Annotated in this window: 13 protein-coding genes; 6 read left to right on the plus strand and 7 right to left on the minus strand. The window is 51.2% G+C overall.

Translation table 11 applies throughout. The features are described from left to right. Positions 1 to 13: 13 nt before the first annotated feature. Positions 14 to 1591, plus strand: a complete 1578-nt coding sequence (locus EHT87_RS14000) for a SusD/RagB family nutrient-binding outer membrane lipoprotein (protein WP_124907284.1) — start codon at positions 14 to 16, stop codon at positions 1589 to 1591. 295 nt (positions 1592 to 1886) lie between these two features. After that, complete coding sequence (locus EHT87_RS14005) at positions 1887 to 3467, plus strand: FG-GAP repeat domain-containing protein (RefSeq protein WP_124907285.1); 1581 nt, start codon at positions 1887 to 1889, stop codon at positions 3465 to 3467. Between the two features lie 93 nt (positions 3468 to 3560). Here EHT87_RS14005 and EHT87_RS14010 read toward each other — a convergent pair whose 3' ends face one another. The 4 genes from EHT87_RS14010 to EHT87_RS14025 form a co-directional block, all read right to left on the minus strand. Next, entirely contained in the window at positions 3561 to 5159 is a 1599-nt protein-coding gene (locus EHT87_RS14010) for a SusD/RagB family nutrient-binding outer membrane lipoprotein (RefSeq protein WP_124907286.1), read from the minus strand. Positions 5160 to 5177: 18 nt separating this feature from the next. After that, positions 5178 to 8498, minus strand: coding sequence for a SusC/RagA family TonB-linked outer membrane protein (locus EHT87_RS14015; RefSeq protein WP_124907287.1), 3321 nt, complete (start codon positions 8496 to 8498; stop codon positions 5178 to 5180). Between the two features lie 379 nt (positions 8499 to 8877). After that, the gene (locus EHT87_RS14020; RefSeq protein WP_124907288.1) at positions 8878 to 9651 is read right to left on the minus strand and encodes an SDR family NAD(P)-dependent oxidoreductase; all 774 of its coding nucleotides are present in this window, start codon (positions 9649 to 9651) and stop codon (positions 8878 to 8880) included. 103 nt (positions 9652 to 9754) lie between these two features. Beyond that, on the minus strand, positions 9755 to 11422 hold the full coding sequence (locus tag EHT87_RS14025; protein ID WP_124907289.1) for a UxaA family hydrolase: 1668 nt from the start codon (positions 11420 to 11422) through the stop codon (positions 9755 to 9757). Positions 11423 to 11545: 123 nt separating this feature from the next. On the opposite strand from EHT87_RS14025, the gene ade reads away from it, so the two are divergent. From ade to EHT87_RS14040, 3 genes are all read left to right on the plus strand, one after another. Beyond that, positions 11546 to 13204, plus strand: coding sequence for an adenine deaminase (ade, locus tag EHT87_RS14030; protein WP_124907290.1), 1659 nt, complete (start codon positions 11546 to 11548; stop codon positions 13202 to 13204). A gap of 155 nt (positions 13205 to 13359) precedes the next feature. Further along, the gene (locus EHT87_RS14035) at positions 13360 to 13950 is read left to right on the plus strand and encodes an RNA polymerase sigma factor (protein ID WP_124907291.1); all 591 of its coding nucleotides are present in this window, start codon (positions 13360 to 13362) and stop codon (positions 13948 to 13950) included. A 113-nt stretch (positions 13951 to 14063) separates the two neighbouring features. Beyond that, positions 14064 to 15335, plus strand: coding sequence for a replication-associated recombination protein A (locus EHT87_RS14040; RefSeq protein ID WP_124907292.1), 1272 nt, complete (start codon positions 14064 to 14066; stop codon positions 15333 to 15335). Here the strand turns inward: EHT87_RS14040 and EHT87_RS14045 are convergent. The 3 genes from EHT87_RS14045 to EHT87_RS14055 all read right to left on the minus strand — a co-directional run bounded on the left by EHT87_RS14045 (position 15329) and on the right by EHT87_RS14055 (position 18033). Then, positions 15329 to 15763, minus strand: a complete 435-nt coding sequence (locus EHT87_RS14045) for a hypothetical protein (RefSeq protein ID WP_124907293.1) — start codon at positions 15761 to 15763, stop codon at positions 15329 to 15331. The two genes, EHT87_RS14040 and EHT87_RS14045, sit on opposite strands and share 7 nt — an antisense overlap. Positions 15764 to 15880: 117 nt before the next feature. After that, positions 15881 to 17050 carry a hypothetical protein gene (locus tag EHT87_RS14050; RefSeq protein WP_124907294.1) on the minus strand — a complete coding sequence of 390 codons (1170 nt, stop codon included), beginning with the start codon at positions 17048 to 17050 and terminating at the stop codon, positions 15881 to 15883. Between the two features lie 32 nt (positions 17051 to 17082). Next, entirely contained in the window at positions 17083 to 18033 is a 951-nt protein-coding gene (locus EHT87_RS14055) for a DUF2157 domain-containing protein (RefSeq protein ID WP_124907295.1), read from the minus strand. A gap of 124 nt (positions 18034 to 18157) precedes the next feature. On the opposite strand from EHT87_RS14055, the gene EHT87_RS14060 reads away from it, so the two are divergent. Continuing rightward, positions 18158 to 19849 (plus strand): VRR-NUC domain-containing protein, encoded by a 1692-nt coding sequence (locus EHT87_RS14060; protein ID WP_124907296.1) that lies wholly within the window; start codon positions 18158 to 18160, stop codon positions 19847 to 19849. The last annotated feature ends 93 nt before the right edge of the window (positions 19850 to 19942 follow it).

The following is a 19942-nucleotide window of genomic DNA, read 5'->3' on the forward strand; positions in this document are numbered from 1 at the left end:
CAAAATCACTACCATGAAACGAATACTTATCGCACTGGTATCCCTGATTGCGTTCGCGGCCTGTACCGACGAGTTTGTCGAGATAAACCAGAACCCCAATCAAATTTCGGATGAGTTGCTCAAGCAGGATTTTAACCTCGTAGGCTCTCCTTTTTCCAACATGATCTTCAATTTGAACGGCCACCAGGTCGAAGAAGATCTCTGCTCTGACAACTGGATGGGGTACATGGGTACGCCTACCGATTTTGTTGGAAATGTGAATAACACAACCTACTATATACGCTGGAACTCCTTTTGGGGACGGGAATATGGCAGTGTCATGTCGCCAGCCAAACAGGTGATCAAACTGGCAGCCGACAACAAGCTGCCCCTGTTTGCTACCTGGGCAAAGTTGATCCGCATTTATGCGATGTCCAAATTGACCGCCGTACACGGGCCGATCATTTATTCTCAATACGGTACCACCGCGAACTCGATTCTGTACGACAAGGAAGCCGATCTGTATCCGCTTTTCTTTAAGCAACTCGACTCGATCCAGACCGATTTTGCTGCGAACAAAGCGTACACCGGGTTTAAGAAATTTGACCCCACAGCCTACGGTGGCGATATTAACAAGTGGATGAAAGTGGTCAATTCGTTGCGCCTGAGATTGGCGATGCGGATTTCAAAAGTGGATCCGGCAATGGCCAAAACCCAGGGAGAAAAAGCGTTGAGTGATGCGGGGGGGTTAATCACTTCCAATGCCGACAATTTCATCAACTCCTTGAACGGAAACAAGATACCGGTGGCTCAGATTTGTTATGAGTGGGATGATACCCGGATGGGCGCACCCATGGAATCTTTTTTGGTCGGCTTAAATGACGGCCGGATTTCCAAGTATTTTGCCCCCATCACGAATGCCGCCTTGTATGCCGATCACCCCACGGTGCCCTACAAAGGTATCCGGAACGGAGCTTACATTAAAGCAAAAGCCGATCGCGTCCCTTTCTCAAAAGTCAACGAGAGCTTCCAGACGGTTCAGACCCGGCGGAATATTACCGCATCGGAAGTGGCTTTTCTTAAAGCAGAAGCCGGACTTAGAGGCTGGGCCGGGGCTGGTGATCCAAAAGCCAACTACGAAGAGGGTATCAAGTTGTCCTTTGCCGATTGGGGTGCGGGTGGCGTCGACGCCTACCTGGCCGATAAAACCAGCAAGCCTGCTAATTATGTAGATCCACTGGACGCCCGTAATAATTTTACCGCCATTTCAACGGTAACCGTAGCCTGGAACGAGGGCGATTCGAACGAATTAAAACTGGAGAAGATCATTACCCAGAAATATATCAATACCTTCACCAATACGCTGGAAGCCTGGGTGGATTACAGAAGAACGGGCTACCCCAAAATTCCAGTCGCTGCCAAGAACGACAGTAATGCGGATTGGGGTGTTATTCCTGCCGGTGAATCGATCAAAAGAATGCCGTTTGTAAACGCAGAAAGAACCGGCAATACCGCTGCCGTGACTGATGCTGTGACCAAAATGGGAGCCGGGGCAAAAGATGATATTGCCACGCGCCTGTGGTGGGATACGGGTAAAGCATCGAACTTCTAAGATCAAAACTGACAATTCTTTTTTTGAAAATCGGGATGGCAACCAGCCATTCCGATTTTTTTATTTGGGGCATCTGGACAAACGAGTGTGCCGGAATCAGGCGAGCGATCACCGGTTTGGGACTGCGGTTCTCCCCCATCTGACGGATGAGCGGGCAATTTACGGTCGGGATGTGAACCCGGGAAAACGGGCAGCATAACCCCGCCGTTGAACCGCTGACTCTCCTCAAAACAAACTAGGAATAGTTTGTCTTTCAGCCGTATTTTGCATCCTGATCCCGTAAATAAACTTGCTAATGCCTTCTCTTAAAACCGGTCTGGTGATCTTCATAGCCCTCTGGGCCGCTTCGTTTTCTTTCGTTGACACAAAAACCGCTTCGGGCCATTTGGGCACTGCCGCAGCGAGCCGAATAGATTCCGTTACTGCCGGCCGGCAGTTAGCTTTGCAGTATTGCGGAAATTGCCACCTGTTTCCTGAACCGGCGTTGCTGGACAAAAAAACCTGGACCACGGGCGTCCTCCCGAATATGGCCCGGCGGCTGGGCATCAAGTTACCCGGACAGGATACGTTGAAACCGCTCTCTCCTGACGAAGAGAAAATCGTTCGTACTTTAGCTATTTACCCCGAAACCGCGCTGCTTTCCAGGGATGAGTGGGATGCAATCGTACGGTATTACGAAAGTACCGCGCCCGCAGAGCCGTTGCCGCAAAAACCGGGTCTGCCCGTAACCCCGAAACTTCCGGTTTTCCAGATTAGAGAACTTTCGTTTGGTGATAAACCGGTGCCGCAAACGACCTTGTTGAAGTACGACAAAAATACCGCCCAGCTTTATGTAGGCGACGCCCAGAATGCCCTGTATGTCCTCGACGGCCGGTTACAATCGGGCGACGGCACCCTGAAAGATACCTGGTGGATCGATACGCCACCGACCGATATTGACTTTCCTAAACATGCGGCTCCCCGGCTGCTCACCATCGGCATTTTCAGTCCGTCCGACCAGCAAGTGGGCCGGCTCATGACGCTCGAACGATCGGCCAAAGCCGGTTCTTCTCCTATCAATATCCGGGACTTGCCCCGACCCGTGCAGTTTGCCACCGGCGATTTGAACGGCGACGGAAAGGACGATGCGGTTATTTGCGGATTTGGCAACAACGCCGGAAAACTGTTCTGGTACGACGGTTTCGAGCCGACCAAAGAGCATGTGCTGAAGGCATTACCCGGCGCGCGAAGAGTTGAAATTGCCGATTTCAACCACGACCAAAAGCCCGACATCATGGTGTTGATGGCCCAGGCGCGGGAAGAAGTCGCCCTGTTTTACAACCTGGGCAATGGCAAATTCAGGGAGAAAACCGTGTTGCGTTTCGCCCCCGTGTTTGGGTCCAGCTATTTCGAACTCGCTGATTTTAACAAAGACGGTTTTCAGGATATTCTGCTGGCCAATGGCGACAATTGGGATTATTCGTCCGTCAACAAAAATTACCACGGGGTTCGGATTTATCTGAACGACCGCAAAGACAACTTCCGGGAAGCCTGGTTTTATCCGCTCTACGGGGCCAGCAAAGCCGTTGCCCGGGACTTCGACCGGGATGGCGATCTGGACATTGCCGCTACCTCTTTCTATTCCGATCTGGCCCAGCCCGAGCAGGGTTTTGTGTATTTGTCCAACGAGGGCCGGATGAACTTCAAACCATACAGCGCCCCGGAAGGCGCTCACGGAAAATGGCTCACGATGGAAGCCGCCGACTTTGATAAAGACGGCGATGTCGATCTAGTATTGGGTTCCTATTTCCACACCGTTGGCGAAATGACCCAGTTGATTTTTAAAGGAATTACGTCCTTTCCGCAATTGCTGGTGCTGGAAAATCAGGGGAAATAGGTGGCCCTATATCAACAAAAAGAGGCAGACCAGACGGTTTGCCTCTTTTTGTAACTATCAGTCAAAATACCTGATTTTATTTCAAGCCAGGGCTTATTTCACATCCCAGAACAGCTTGGTTTTCAGGTTATCCGTTGCTTTTATGGCCGCATAATTGGCGGCATTGTAGGTAATTTCATTGCCCGGAATCGTCCATTTCACCGGTGGCAAGGTCTGGTTGTTGGCGTTGTCAACCTGGAAACTCAGAACCGGCAGGTCCAAACGACGCAGATCGGCCCAGTTTTCGTAGGGCTGAACCACGTTGTAGTGCAACCATTTCTGGGTAGCGATCAGGTTCAGTTTCTGAGCGTTGGTGGTGGCTTTCGCCCAGTTTACACCATCACCCGCAAGGTAGGCAGCCACGGAAGCTGGCGTTGCCGCCGTCGGAATCGTCGAGCCCGTGATACCGGTGGCGTTGGTCAGCGACAGAATCTTGTTGTAGAATTCCACCGACTGCGAAATGGCCGTTTCGTAAGCGGTTTTGGCCGACGCATCGTTGCCCGTCCGCAGGTAATATTCCGCTTTGATCAGGTTCATCTGCGCAGCGTTAATAATCACACCGGGGAAAAACTGGTTGTGGCTCGTGGTATACCGGTTGTAAATCGCCAGTTGGCCCGCATTGTACTGAGCCGTTTGAACGGCTTCGCTCGCCAGAGGGTCGATGCCGATAAACTTACCGGCCGCATTTAGTCCCGGTTCAAACAGGATCGGCAAACGCGGGTCCTTGTTGGTATTCATGTGGTCGATCATCGCCTTGCCTGCCGTATTTCCGTACCAGCCGTCCGACGCCAAACCGCCCTGGAACCCTTTCGAGTTGATGTCGGTGTTGATGTCGAAAACGTTGATCTGGATGTTCTGCGCGTTGGTTTCCACAATCGGGAAGGTAGCGGCATTGCCCAGAATCTCGGCAATCTCGGTGTTGGAGCGCGTTTTCATGCTTTCCACATCCGACACGCGGTTGAGCATCCGCAACCGCAGCGAGTTGGCATAGCGTTTCCAGGCCGTAATATCGCCTTTGTTCAGGAAATCCTGCGTCTGAAACGATTTCTGATACCCGGCATTCAGCGTAATGGTGTTCAACTCGGTGGCAATCTTCTTCAGATCATCCAGCATAAAAGCATAAATTCCTTCAGCCGTATCGAATTTTGCCAGTGAGGCCGCATACTCTCCGCCGTTGGTGCTCAACTTTCCGGCTTCCGTGAACGGAATCGCGCCGTAAACATCCACCATCCGCTGCGTGTGGTCATAGACATAAATGGCAGCCGCCAGCATGAAAATTTTCCGGTCGGCCTGCTGATCAGCCGGTTTGGACGCATAAATCTTCTGCAGTTCACGGTACTGCGCAAGCATGTCGTAGTAGCTGAACCACACGTTTTCTACCCCCGCCGAACCCGGAACGTAAAGACCGGATTGGTTGAGCCGGCCAATCGCCTGAGTATACGGATTCATCGAGAGCCGCAGAGTCGTAAAATAGTGGGTGTAGCCCGGAAGCACATACTCCCGATTGGCATACAATACGCCGGTAAATTGTTTTTCAACGGTCGACTCGGCAATTTTGGCCGGATCGGGATAGGCTTCGGCAAACTCGGACTCCTTACAGGATACGGTTCCCAGCAAAAGCCCGGCTATAAAAAGTATGGCTATTTTTTTCATTTCAGAATTTCGTTAAGATTAGAAACTGGCGCGAAGCATGACACCCATGGTCCGGAACGATGGGTTGTTCCCGGCGTTGTTGATGTTGTCCGACCATCTGGTACTGGCGTTGGTCTGTTCAGCATCCAGGTCCTTGATGGTCCGGTAGAAGAAGAACAAGTTACGGCCAAATACCGACAGCGTCAGGTTCTGGGTTCCGATTCGGCGGGTCAGGTTAGCCGGAATCCGGTAGCCCAGGGAAATTTCCCGCATTTTGATGTAGGAGTTTTCTTTCACGAACAACTCATACCGGGCATTGCCGTATTGTGGTCCACCCCAGTTATAGGTCGCATTGTAATAAACCGCCTGCGAAACCACATTGGTATTGGCTTCCCCGTTGGCCAGTACACCCTGCATCAGCATTCCGTCGTTGTAAACCACCTCGCCTTTAGGTCCGGCAGCAGCCGCGGTCTGAATACCCTTGCCATTGGCATCGATGTAATAGCTGAGTCCACCGTGTTCTTTATCCATCGCGTTCAGGCTTTCCTTCGTCAAACCGCGGGAGGTCAACCAGTTGATCCCCGTCGGCATGATGTAACCGCCAAACCGGAAATCCGCTACCAGGTCCAGGCTAAATCCTTTGTAATTCACGGTGTTGATTAAACCACCCGTCAGTTTAGGCATGGCATTACCGGCCTTGATCCAGTTGACGCCATCCAGTTGATACAAACCGTTGGTGCCGACAACAGGCTGACCGTTGGCATCTTTCAGGATTCCGTGGACGTAAATATCACCCATCGGTTGACCCACTACGGAGCGCAATTGAGCCGCATTACCGTCATAATCCGCATGGATCAGTTCCGTCGAGCTATTGGCCAGTTTTTCAACCTTGTTGCTGTTTTTCGCCAGGTTCAACGTAATGTCCCAGTTCAAGCCATTGTAGCCCGTGCTTTTGATCGGCGTCGCGTTCAGGGCCAGTTCCAGACCCTGGTTGCGCAGCGTACCGATGTTGGCCAGAACCGACCGGGCACCCGAGCTGGCGGCAATCGTCAGCGGCAGAATCTGATCGACGATCTGGGCGTTGTAATACGACAGGTCAAATCCGATCCGGTCTCTCAGGAACCGGGCTTCCAGACCAAATTCAAATTCACGCTTCTGCTCGGGACGGATTTTGTCGTTCCCGTAGGAACTGCTGATCGTCGTGTAGAGTACCGAACTTCCGCCGGTTTGCTGCAGACTCAGGTTGCCCTGGTTGTAGGCGTTGTTGGCACTGTAGATCGGTGGGTAGTTCCCCACAATTCCGTACGATGCCCGCAGTTTTCCATAGCTAACCACCGTGGGTAGTTTCAGGAAGTCACTGAAAACCAGACCCGAGTTAATGGAAGGATACGTAAAGGCGTTGTTGCCGGTGATCAAGGTAGACGTCCGGTCTCTGCGGATGGTTCCTTCCACAAAGAAGAACCCTTTGTAATCAAAATTCAGGGTTCCCAGGTACGCATCCCGGACGTACCGCTCGCGGGTATTAATACCGCCAGCCGTATTTACCGAAGACGCAACGTCGAAGAAATTCTCCGTACTCAATCCGCCGTTGGTTGAACGGCCGACAAACGTATTCAACTGCTTGTTAGCTGTATACCCCGCCATGGCGGTCAGGCTCATGTCCTGATTCAGCTTTTGGGTATAGGTCAGCAGCAGGTCTCCGTAAACGTTGTTGTACAGCTTATTGGTCATGGAAAACGATCCCGAGTACCCAAAAGCCAGCGGAATAGAGCTCCGTTGTTTGTCTTCCAGCCGTTCCGACGTGATGTCGGTTCCGATCCGGCCGCGCAGCTTCAGGTTATCCAGAATGTCGTAGTGCTGCGTAACGGCCGCGATCACGCGGTTGCTATATTCATCGTACGTATTGGCCCGGGTGCTCCACACGTAATCCCCAATATCTGATTTGAAACCGTTCCGGATGATGTTCTCATTCGGCGTCAAACTCTGGTTGGTTCCGGTTACGAACTTGTAGCCCTGGCTGGTTTGGTACTTGTTGAAATACCAGTCGGCCGATTCGAAGCGGTTCATCATCCCCGTAAAGTTGTTGATCATGCGATCCACTTTGTAGGGGCGGTTGTGCGTGTATTGATTGATGTAGTTCACCATCAAATCTGTCCGGAACTTTTTGTTGAGGCTAAAGCTCGTGTTCAGGTTCATGATGTTCTTGCTATTCTTCGCATTGTAGCTGATCATTCCGTTGTCCTGCCGGGTGTAGGAAAACCGCAGGTTGGAATTATCCGTTGCCTTGGAAATCGACAGGTTGATGTTGGAACTGCTGGCGTTCTGGAACAAATCCGCGTAGCTGTTTTTGGAAGGCGAATACGGCCGGATCACGCCGTCGAATGCCATCACCGGTTGTCCGTCGAACTTGGGTCCGAAATTGACCGTGGCACCCAGCAATCCGCGGGTATCACCCTTGCCATCGCCATTGGTGTCGTAGGAGACAAATCCATTAGCGTCTTGTCCGCCATTCGCGTAGTTCAGCATGTAACCCGGACCCCGAACATCCTGATACCGGGGCAGATACGCAATTTTGTCGACGCTGTAACTGGCGTTAAAATCAACTCCCAGTCCTTTTTTCCCTTTTCCGGTTTTGGTCGTCACCAGCAAGACGCCGTTCACGGCTTCTGAACCGTAGAGGGCAGCCGCCGAAGCACCTTTCAAAATCGAGATGTTTTCAATATCGGCCGGGTTCAAATCCAGCAGACCGTTCCCGCGAATGCGCTGATCACCCCAATAATCCGTGTTCCGAACTTCACCGTTCCGAATCGGAATACCGTCCATCACGATCAAAGGCTGGGTATTGCCGGTAATGGAAGCAAAACCGCGCACACTGATGCTGACCGCGCTGGTGGCACCACCCGGCGTTGCGTTGATGACCACACCGGGCGCTTTTCCGTACAAGGCCGTAGCGAAGTTAGGAGAAGCGGTTTTAACCAAAGCGTCGTTCTTGACCACCGCCGTTGCATACCCCAGGGCCCGTTGCTCCTTGGCAACACCCAAGGCCGTAACGACCACTTCGTTGAGCATGGAGGCATCTTCTTCCAGCAAAACGTCCACCACGGAGCGGTTTGCGATGGCGACCTCTTTCGACTTATAGCCGATGAAGGAAAAAACCAGCGTTCCGTTTTTACTGGCGGAAACACTGTACTGGCCACTGGCATCCGAAGTGGTACCTGCGGATGTGCCTTTCACCACAATGGATACGCCCGGCAAAGGCTGACCATCGTTTGCCGTAACCTTGCCCGAAATCGTCTGAGCGAAGGCGGGTACACTTACTATCAGGCACGTGATAATAAGCATAAGTAGATTTTTTGCCATAGAAACAATAAGTGAAGTTGGTGTACGAGAAATTTAATACAAGATTAATAAATTATTTTAAAATATAACCGTACGATAAACAAAATATTACAAAACCCGTTAACCCATTTTTCAAGAATACACCGTAAACCTTTGGTAATGAACTATGAATAAAAATATTGCTGGCACAAACAATTTAAAAAATCACCCCATACACAAAGTATCTGAAGGAATTGCGGCTCGCTTCTAGCCTGATTTTTCGGCAATGGAATCAGTAAGTCAACTTCATCAGGCTACTATTTGCAGTCCCCGTTCACATGGATAAACCAAAAGAGGCAAGAAAGTCAGGCGAACTACCCGGAGGATAGCCGTGTCTCTTTCTTGCCTCTTTATTCTCCCTTCAATTATTCAATCGTACAAAACCGCCGTCGATGGGGTAATCGCACCCGGTATTGAAACCGGCTTCATCCGAACAGAGGTATAACGCCAGCGCGGCAATTTCCACCGGTTTTGCCATGCGGCCAATGGGTTGCGTAGCCGCCAGTTTGGCAAACATCTCGGCTTCTTTTCCGGGGTAGGTTTTAGCAATGAACCCATCCACAAACGGCGTATGGACCCGGGCGGGCGAAATGCAATTGCACCGGATATTGTGTTTTAGATAATCTTTTGCCACCGAAAGCGTCATCGATACCACCGCGCCTTTGGTCATCGAATAGGCAAACCGGTCCGGAATTCCGACGGTTGCGGCAATCGACGCCATGTTCAGCACAACACCCCCGCCGTTGGCTTTCAGGTGCGGTATTGTTGCATAGAGGCAATTGTAAGCGCCTTTGACATTGACCGTAAAAACCCGGTCGAAATCGGCTTCCGTGGTGGTTTCAACGGTTCCAATGTGCGAAATACCGGCGTTGTTCACCAGAATATTGATGGCTCCACCCGCGGCAATCCGGTCAATCACCTCGACAACCTGCGCCTGATTCGACACGTCGACGGCATGGGCGTGGGCCCGGCCCCCGCTGGTATTGATCTCCTCGGCCACCTGCCGGGCCAGATCCGCATTCAATTCCAGAATATGAACCAGCGCCCCCGCCTGCGCAAACGTCTGCGAGATGGCCAGCCCAATTCCGCTGGCGCCACCCGTGATGATGGCAACTTTATCGTTTAAGCTAAACATATGTTTTGATTGAGCGATTGAGCGATTAAGTAATTGAGTGAAAAAACACTGGATTTCCAGCCCTCTATTCACTCAATCACTCATTCACTCATTCAAAATTAATTTAAAGAGATACGCCCCGTTTCCAGGGAATGAAATCGTCCTGACCCAGTTGCTGGGCTTTGGTTTTAACTTCGCCACTGGCGAGCCGGATGACGTACTCGAGCAGTTCTTCGGCATTTTGCTCAATGGTTTCTTCACCCTCGATGATCGGGCCGCTGTCAAAATCAATAACATCCGGCATCCGGCGGAGCAGGGCGGTATTGGTCGAAATTTTAACCACGGGGCAAATCGGATTTCCCGTTGGCGTTCCCAGACCCGTCGTAAACAGGATGATGTTGGTGCCGGAACCGGCCATACCGGTGGTCGCTTCGACGTCATTGCCGGGCGTACACAACAGATTCAAACCGGGAACGGTGGCGGGTTCGGTATAATTCAGGACATCCGCAACGGGCGCAGTACCGCCTTTTTTGGCCGCCCCGGCCGATTTGATCGCATCCGTAATTAAACCGTCGCGGATGTTTCCCGGCGACGGATTCATGTCAAAACCGGAACCAACGGCTTCCGCTTTGGCCGAATAATCCTGCATGAGGTGGATGAATTTCAGCGCTTTCTCGTCCGAAACCGATCGGTTGATCAATTCCTGCTCCACCCCATTCAGTTCCGGAAACTCCGCCAGAACGGTTTTGGCACCGAGCGTAACCAGGATGTCGGACAGGTGACCGATGGCCGGATTGGCCGAAAGTCCCGAGAAACCATCCGAACCACCGCATTTTAAACCGATGGTCAAACTGCTGAGGGGCGCGGGTTTCCGTTCGAGCTTATTGGCTTCGATCAACCCCAGGAACGTTTCGCGAATGGCATTGGTCAGCATGGCGTATTCGGTGCCGTCCTGCTGTTCAAAAATCAGCATCGGTTTGTTGAATTTCGGGTTGCGTCTCCGAACTTCGTCAACCAGCATCGAGGTCTGCGTGTGCTGACAACCCAGGCTCAATACCGTGACACCGGCCACGTTGGGATTGTTGATAAAACCGGCAAACAGGCCGCACAGGGCTTCGGAATCCTGGCGCGTTCCTCCGCAACCCATTTCGTGGGTCAGAAATTTGATGCCGTCAATGTTACTAAACGGCCGTTTTACCTGGGGTTCATCGAGCGTCCGAACCATCGACGGGTCCAGAAACGCTTCCATTTTGTGAACCCGGTCAATTTCCCCGACTTTATACAGCTGGAGCATTTCGTGCACCTGCTCCCGGTAAATCTCCGACTGCGCGTATCCCAATTCCCGCTCGAACGCGTCTTTCAAAATCAGGATATTGCGGTTTTCACAAAAAACCAGCGGAACCACCAACCAGTAGTTAGCGGTTCCGACCATGCCGTCGGCCCGGTGGTAGCCCATGAACGTGCGGTTGTGCCAGGCCGACACATCGGGCTGATGCCAGGTATAGGGTTGTTTTTTCTCGATACCATACTGATCCGCATCGTGTTTCAGGTTGAATGTCGTAATCGGTTCGCCCCGTTTGATAGGTTGCGTGGCCTTTCCAACCAAAACGCCGTACATAATAACCGAGTCGCCGGTTTGCAGATCTTCGGTTACAAATTTATGCTTCACCCCAACGCCAATCGGCAGGTTGTAGGTTTGGCCCTCAAAATCAACCTGTTCGCCCGGCTGAAAATTCTGCAGAGCCACAATTACATTATCGGCGGGGTGTACTTTTAAAAGTTTATGCTGCATAGTTATGAGTGTAGGAATAACTTCCGCGGACGGATGAATCAGAATCCGGGTTTATTTCAAGAGACAAAAGTCTGTGAATTATCACTAATATTGAAATAAAAAAATCAAGATTCTTCCCTATTCATGCAAGTTTCCGGCAATCTCCTTAATCTTTTTGACCGCACCATCCGTTTCAGCCAGCTGACCATCGAGCAAGGCCGGATTCATCAAATCGACGAGTTAGGTCCCGAACGTCCCGCGGAACCGTATGTATTACCCGGTTTTGTGGATGCCCACGTCCACATTGAAAGCTCACTGCTCACACCCGCCCAGTTTGCCCGGCTGGCCGTGGTTCATGGCACGGTGGCGACGGTTTCGGACCCGCACGAAATCGGGAACGTCCTTGGAATCGCTGGTGTGGAATACATGATTACCGACGGGAAACGGGTCCCGTTTAAATTCTGCTTTGGTGCCCCCTCGTGCGTACCGGCCACCACCTTCGAAACGGCCGGAGCCGCCATTACCGTTCGCGATGTCCGCCGACTGTTGGGAATGAAAGAGATTGGGTATCTCGCCGAGATGATGAACTTCCCGGGCGTTCTGCATCAGGACCCGGACGTACTGGCTAAAATTGCGCTGGCCAGGGCGTTCAACAAGCCCATCGACGGACACGCCCCCGGTTTACGGGGCAACGATGCCCAACGCTACATCGATGCCGGAATGACCACTGATCACGAGTGTTTTACCTATGAGGAAGGGCTCGACAAAGTGCAGCGGGGCATGCATATTCTGATCCGCGAGGGAAGCGCGGCCAAGAATTTCGAGGCCCTGATTCCGCTGCTGAGTGACTTCCCCGAAAAAATCATGTTTTGTTCTGACGACAAACACCCCGACAGTTTGACCGGGGGCCATATCAATCAGCTGGTCAAACGGGCGCTGGCGCACGGACATGATCTGTTTAACGCCCTTCGGGCGGCTTGTCTGAATCCGGTATTGCATTACCGTCTGCCGGTGGGTTTGCTGCGGGAGGGCGATCCGGCCGACTTTATCGTCGTTGGCGATCTAACGGAATGGACGGTTCTTCAAACCTATATCAATGGCGATCTGGTGGCCGGGAACGGTATTTCGAAGCTGCCTGATTTGCGCAGTGAACACGTCAACCGGTTCGAGTGCGAGCCGAAAAAACCGGAGTATTTTGAAGTCGTTGCCGGTATTGCTGATCTGGATCAGCAGCCGGGGCACCTTCAAGTCATCGAAGCGCTTGACGGGCAATTGATTACGAACAATCTGTTGCTCCCTCCGACCATCGTAAACAACCGGGTCGTGGCCGATGTCGCACGGGATATCCTGAAAATAACCGTCGTCAACCGCTACCAGGATGCGGCCCCTGCGCTGGCCTTCATCAAAAATTTTGGGTTTAAAAAAGGCGCTATTGCCTCGTCTGTCGGCCATGATTCCCACAATATCATTGCCGTTGGCTGCGATGACGAAAGCATTTGCCAGGCGGTCAATCTGGTCATCGAAGCCCGTGGCGGTTTGAGCGCAGTTGCCAGTCCGGCGAATTACCATTTGCTTCCGCTTCCTATTGCCGGTTTGATGACCGATACGGACGGCTATGCGGTGGCTGAAAAGTATACCGCCATCGACCGGTTTGTGAAAGACCAATTGGGCAGCCCACTGGCTTCTCCATTCATGACCTTGTCTTTCATGGCCTTACTGGTGATTCCTTCCTTAAAACTGAGTGACCGCGGGTTGTTCGACGGCGAAAATTTCCGGTTTACATCACCCCTGACGCTCGTATAATACTAGCCGTATGCAAGCATAACAAAATAAAAATAATCCTATTTATACAAGTTTTTGTAAAAAAATGCGCCGACTTTTTTTATTACCAAGTTTTGTTAATAAGTTTACATTCTATACATAAGGTACTTTCTTTCGACCCATCCTAAACCATTATTATGCCTCGCTACCGCACCCCGTCCGGTATAGACGAAGAGCAACTCTGGGATCAGTTCCGGAGTGGCGATGAAGTAGCTTTTGCCCGGCTTTACAAAGAATATGTACAGGTGCTGTATCACTACTGCGCTCATTTCACCGCCGACCGGGCCCTCATCAAAGATTGTATTCATGACTTGTTTGTCGAATTGTGGAAACACCGGCAAACCATCGGTCAGACTACTTCGGTGCGGTTTTATCTGATGGCCTCCATCAAGCGAAAGCTGGTTCGCCATCTGAACGCCGAGATGAAATTTAGCAGTCAGGACGATGTTGAAAACGATCGGGAATGGTTACCCGGCTGTGCTCCGTCCTACGAATCGACGCTGATTTCGTTCGAAGAAGACGACCACGTCAACTCCTGCGTGGCGAAAGCCATTGAAAAACTTCCCCGCCGTCAGCGTGAGGCCGTTTATCTGCGGTATTATCAGAATCTGAGCAACGAAGAAATTTCGTCGCTGATGAAGATCAATATCCAGTCGGTCTACAACCTGATCTTCGGCGCATTGACGAATCTCAAAAAGTACATTTCGCCCGAAAAAGTGGTTCTGTAACGGACAGCGGCACCGCATCGGGGTTTTAACTATTGGTTGCCGTTTGAAGTTTAGCAGGTAAGGTTGTCTACCTTTGTAGCCTTACCCGATACATTTCAAACGGCAAATTCTCTATGAACCCCATTACCACGCCCCTACCCGAACGGATGCGCCCCCGCACCCTCGATGATGTCATTGGCCAGCGCAAACTGATCGGGCCGGGCAGTGCACTACGCCGGGCTGTCGAAGCCAACCGCATACCGTCCATGATTTTGTGGGGTCCGCCGGGCGTGGGCAAAACCACACTCGCCCAACTCATTGCGGAGGCCACCAAACGTCCCTTTTATAGCTTAAGTGCCGTTAGTTCAGGCGTTAAAGAGGTGCGTGACGTACTGAGCCGTCCCTCGGGGCTGTTTCCTCCAATTGTTTTCATCGACGAAATTCACCGCTTCAACAAAAACCAGCAGGACGCGCTGCTCGGGGCCGTCGAAAAAGGAACGATTACGCTCATTGGGGCGACTACCGAAAATCCATCGTTCGAGGTTAACTCGGCCTTGTTGTCGCGTTGTCAGGTATACGTTCTCGAATCGCTCGGCGTTGATGAGCTAAAACAACTCGTCGATAATGCCCTGCTGAAAGACAGTTATCTCAAAGAAAAACAGATTACGGTCGCATCCTACGATGCGCTGATGCGGCTTTCGGGGGGTGACGGCCGGAAGCTCCTGAACTTGCTGGAGTTGGTGGTTACATCCCGGCCTGACAATCAGGCGATGACCATCGACGATGAACTGGTGACAACCGTTGCCCAGCACCAGATTGCCCGGTACGACAAATCCGGCGAGCAGCACTATGACATCATCTCGGCGTTCATCAAATCCCTGCGCGGCAGTGATCCCAACGCGGCTTTGTACTGGATGGCCCGGATGCTCGTAGCGGGTGAAGACCCCGTATTCATTGCCCGGCGCATGCTGATTCTGGCGTCGGAAGACATCGGCAATGCCAACCCGACGGCCATCATCATGGCCACCAACGCCCTGCAGGCGGTTAAAGTCATCGGTTATCCGGAATGCCGGATTGTCTTGTCGCAGGTAGCGGTTTATCTGGCGACCTCACCCAAAAGCAACGCCAGTTATGTGGCCATCAACGAAGCATTGGCTTTGGCCGAACGGACTTCCGACCAACCCGTACCGCTGCACTTGCGGAATGCGCCCACAAAGCTGATGAAACAGATTGGGTATGGCAAAAACTACCAGTATGCGCACGATTTTGAGGGAAATTTTGTGCCCCAAAACTTTTTGCCTGACGAACTGAAAGGAACAAAATTGTATGAGCCGGGGCAGAATGCGCGTGAAAACGAAATTCGCAAGCAGTTGCAACGCTGGTGGGGTGATTGGTACGACTATTGAGTCAGCGAACGGCTGGATCGGCGAAAAAAAAGCGGTTCACGGCCGTTTTCAGCATTATAACTGTGAATGGAACGGAGCAGAACGATGAGGAGAACCACATCAAACAATTGCCAGGTTTGACGCGTAAATATTTCATCGACGATTCTTACGTTTACTTTAACGATACCAAATAAGGCCCAAAGCCATTTATAAAAATAACGCGGGTTGTCACTTTGGGCTTCCCGAATGAAAAGAAAGACAAATCCCAAACAAAAAACGACGCCGGCCACCTGGTAAATTTTGAAAGGCCAGACCGGACTTACAACGAAGAATATCAGTATGGCACTCATTCCAAAAATCAGCCATTCTCCAATCGTTGGCTTGCGGAGGAAGAGTCCCCAAACACGTTTCTTTTTCATTCTTCCAGTTGGTGAGATAAACGCCCACATTCTTTTTGAATGTAATAACATGAAATTGGAGCATATCAATCTACTATTTTAGCGAATGGAACTAAATGGTTACATCACTTTTGCCCTGAATGCGGGTTTAGGCAGAATTAAGCTCTCCTAATAGCGGCTTCCGCTGCCTCCACCGCCAAAGTCACCGCCCCCAAATTGCATCCCTCCCGGGGGTCCTAAATTCCCGGAAGCGGCCTGCGTGGTGGATATTATCCCGGCATTGCCTGCCAATTCGGTTGGCGAATCCTCATCGGGTCGATCGGTAAAACCATTTCTTGGTACACGCAGATAGCGAATCAGGTAACCGGCCCCCAAAATGAGCAGAAAACCATTGATTACCAGATAAGTTTCCAGCGAAAACATCGGATGAAAATAACGCCAGGTAGCCAGTGCCAGTCCCCATCCTATGGCGCTCATGATCAACAACGGTCGTTCTTTCTGCCGAAACCCCAGGTAAAACAACGCCATTGGAACAACCATCGTTAATGTCCAGAAAAAACCGGCCCACGCAATCTCGGGCGCTTCGGCTGGCCGCTTGTCCATCATCCAGAAATTCAGTTCGCGCACGGCAAAGTAGTTGCAACTGACCAGTAACAGACTCAGCGACAGCCATTCCAGCAAAACAAAATTGTCCCGCCAGTAGATCAGTTCGTCCCGGTTTTCAACCAATCGTGCCAGCGCATACAGTCCGGTCGACACGCCCATAAGCACAAACGGCAGGAGTTGTGTCCCAAATGAAAACTCCAGTATATAGTCAAAAATGGCCGTTACAAGCGTTCCGAATGCCGCCAGTGTCAGGAGCAAATCGCTGTAATACCAGACACCCAGCAGAACAATAGGCAGTATGATCAGACAATAGTGCCAGAGTGGCCAGTGATCCGGAAACATTCCAACGATGCCCACGGTTACCAGCGCAATGGCCGCGATAACCAGCGCATTGTCGGTGCCGGAGCGATAGTGCTTTCGGCTATTGATCAGGTGACCCGCCAGCAGGCCAACCGCAATGCCAAAACCGATATTGAAGAAATGATAAAAAGTCTCATTATCAAACAGTTTGGATAGTAGGGTGGCCAACAGAAAATAGCTTCCACTCACGGCTACGATTGAAAATACGAACAAACCGACTTCGATAAATCCGTTGGATTCATGAAATCCAACCGGAAACTTTTCGCGGATCTCCTGCATTTTCCCGTCGTCCAGCAAACCCTGCCGCTGCCAGCGTGCAACCTGTTCTAACAGGTATTTATTGCGAACCCAGGTCTCGTTATACGCTTTCATCCGTTCGTTCTTTTCTCGTTTCGATACAGCCCTCAGACTTTCCGGTGGGCCGATAAATAAGCGGTGATGCCAATACCGGTCACAATCCAGTACAGATAGGTAGCTTCGTCGCGCAGCTGTAAATAATGAAAAACCAGATAGGTTGCGCCAATATATCCGTAAAAGGTGCTCATCAACACAAAAAGAAACGAGTGTTCGCGTCGCGCATACCAGTCAAAACTGATACAAGCTACTGCCAGGGAAACGGCAAACACGGGGTGATATTCTTTAAAATTGAACAAGCCCGCAACCAGAGCGACCAGCACAAGATTGCCTGCGAAAGTCAATATGGTACTGGTGAAATGCGGTTTAATCCGTCGGCGGTCCAGAACCAGCGCAGCGACCACGAGTAAAATGCCCAGGGCCAAGGCCGAGAGCAGTACGTTCATGTCTTTCAGATTCCCTTTAAAGTAAAACTCCAACGGCCGGACCGTCACGCCAATCCACGATAGTAAGGCGGTTAGCCCCATGGCCAGCACACCCCGATGATCGAACAGGTAGGCGAGTGTCAGAAACAGGATGGCCGGCAGAAAAGTTACCAGACCATACCGGGTTCCGAAAATGGTATATTGATACTGAAGGTAGCCTTCCAGAGTCAGAAAAAGCAGGCAGCCCAGCAGCAGTGCATAATCGCCGAACGACGAACGGCTGTAGGAACGGTCCGTTGTAAAAGGGCCTTTATACCGGCTGGCAAAGGCAAAACAGGCGGCACACAGCACCGCCAAAGCCAAAATGAGCAGGTTATGACCGATCTGGTCGATGTATCGGTAGATGAGCCAACCGGTTCCCGTCGTAAACAACAGAATTCCGACATACAGCAACGATCGTAATTCCCAGTGTACTGAAAACAGTTTTTTATCTTCAACCGATTGGATAACAGCGCGTTGTTTCCCGTCGAGCAAGTGTTGATCAGCCAGTTCCTGCAATACCCTTTTCGGGGACATATTAGTCAAAAATAGTGTTACTGTTTATAACGGTAAAGATGTAGAAATGGATTGAAAAAAGAGCGGAAAGGAAAGTGCGCAAAAGCAATTGAAACTCCTTTTTCCCCTCTCCTACTGAAAAACTATGGCAACAAAACCGCAACCGGTTGAATTACCTCCGAAATATTACCTGGATTATTTCCGTTACCTGACCGGTTTTGTCGGTCGCCTGTATGGTCATTTACTAATTGAATCCGAACGGGAATTCATTCGTCGCTTTGAAGCGCTAACCGAGGATGCCCAGTGCCTGTATGTACGGTTTAGCAACCGCAGAGGCACTTTTTTTCGGGTTCAAAAATTGCAGTACAAGGAAATCGATGACCTGCCGGCAGCCGTGGGCGAACTACTCATCCACGGTTTTATCGAGCGGTTGAATCCACACCATGAGCTGCTGGGCGACGAAGTTCTGAACACGTTTACCAAACCCGAATTGCTGGAACTGCTGCCCCTGGAACCGGAAGAACTGAAACCGCTGGGCAAGGCGAAGAAAGAAAACATTGTGCGGTATAGTTTGCACGAACTGGATTTCGCACGGATCGTTGAAAGCCTGACCCGGTATGAGACGGTGGTGAAGCCCAATTTTGATGCCGAAGTGATGATGCTGAAATACCTCTTTTTTGGCAATCGTTCCGGCGATATGAGCGAGTTCGTGATCCGCGATTTGGGTATGGTAACTTTTGAACGGTATGACGAATCAAAGCTGACAGCCCGGTTTGCAAATCGCAAGGAAGTGGAAGACAAACTGTTGATTTCGCTCACCAATGAGGAATTTCACGAGTTGAGGGATTCGGTGACGCCACCCGAAGATGTGTTCAACTGGTTTATGAACTGGGATGAGTCCCGGCCTGAACTCAGCGAAATTGCCAAACCGGGGTATGCGAAACTGGTGGCGCACGTCGGCGGTTTTCTGGAACGGCAGAAAATGCCGGAACAGGCTATGCAGGTCTATAACCTGACCGACCGTGTTCCGGCCCGCGAACGACGCGCGCGCTTGTTGTTCCGATCGGGCCTGACGGAGGAAGCCCTGGCACTTTGCGATGAAATGGCGCTGAACCCACAGAACGCCGATGAGCGGTATTTTGCCAATGATTTTCGGGAGAAAATTCTGAGTGCAGGAGAGAAAAAACGCAGCCGGAAAGCAACTACCCGGTTTTTGTCGGATGCCGAAAGTGTCGGTATCCCGGCCATCTACCGGCACCACGTCGAAGCGGGGGTGATGAATCACTTTCTGGAAACCGGCTGGGATGCGGCTTTTACCGAAAATTATCCGTGGCGCGGGCTGTTTGGACTGGTCTTCTGGGACATCATTTACGACGCCAATGTGCAAGCCATCCACCATCCGCTGCAACGAACTCCGTCGGATTTCTACCTGCCCGATTTCTACGTAAAACGGGAAGATCTGTTAAAAAAACGCCTGGTAGAGTTGAAGACGCGCGAGGACTGGAAGAAACACATTGAAACGGTTTTCTTCGAAAAATACGGGATCACCAACGTGCTGGTCGACTGGAACGAGGAGCTGCTGAGTCTGAATCTTCAGATGGTCGATCTGCTGGAACCCGCGCAACTGGGGCTGGTTATGCTCGAAATATCGCGAAATCTGCGCGAAAACACGCGCGGTTTTCCGGATTTGCTCGTCTGGAACGAGCAGGGTGAGTATGAGTTCATTGAAGTAAAATCGCCCACCGATCACCTGGGCGCGCAGCAATTGCACTGGCTGGAGTTTTTCCAGCTCATTGGCGTCCGATCGCGGGTGTTACGGGTGATCTGGACCGCTTAGGAGTTAAATAGTTAAGAATGAAGAGTTAAGCGTTGGCTGACGCAAGTTGTTCTTCATTTTTAACTCTTCACTCTTAACTAATTAACTCTTCAC

The organism is Larkinella knui, from assembly GCF_003858645.1.
Lineage (GTDB): Bacteria > Bacteroidota > Bacteroidia > Cytophagales > Spirosomataceae > Larkinella > Larkinella knui.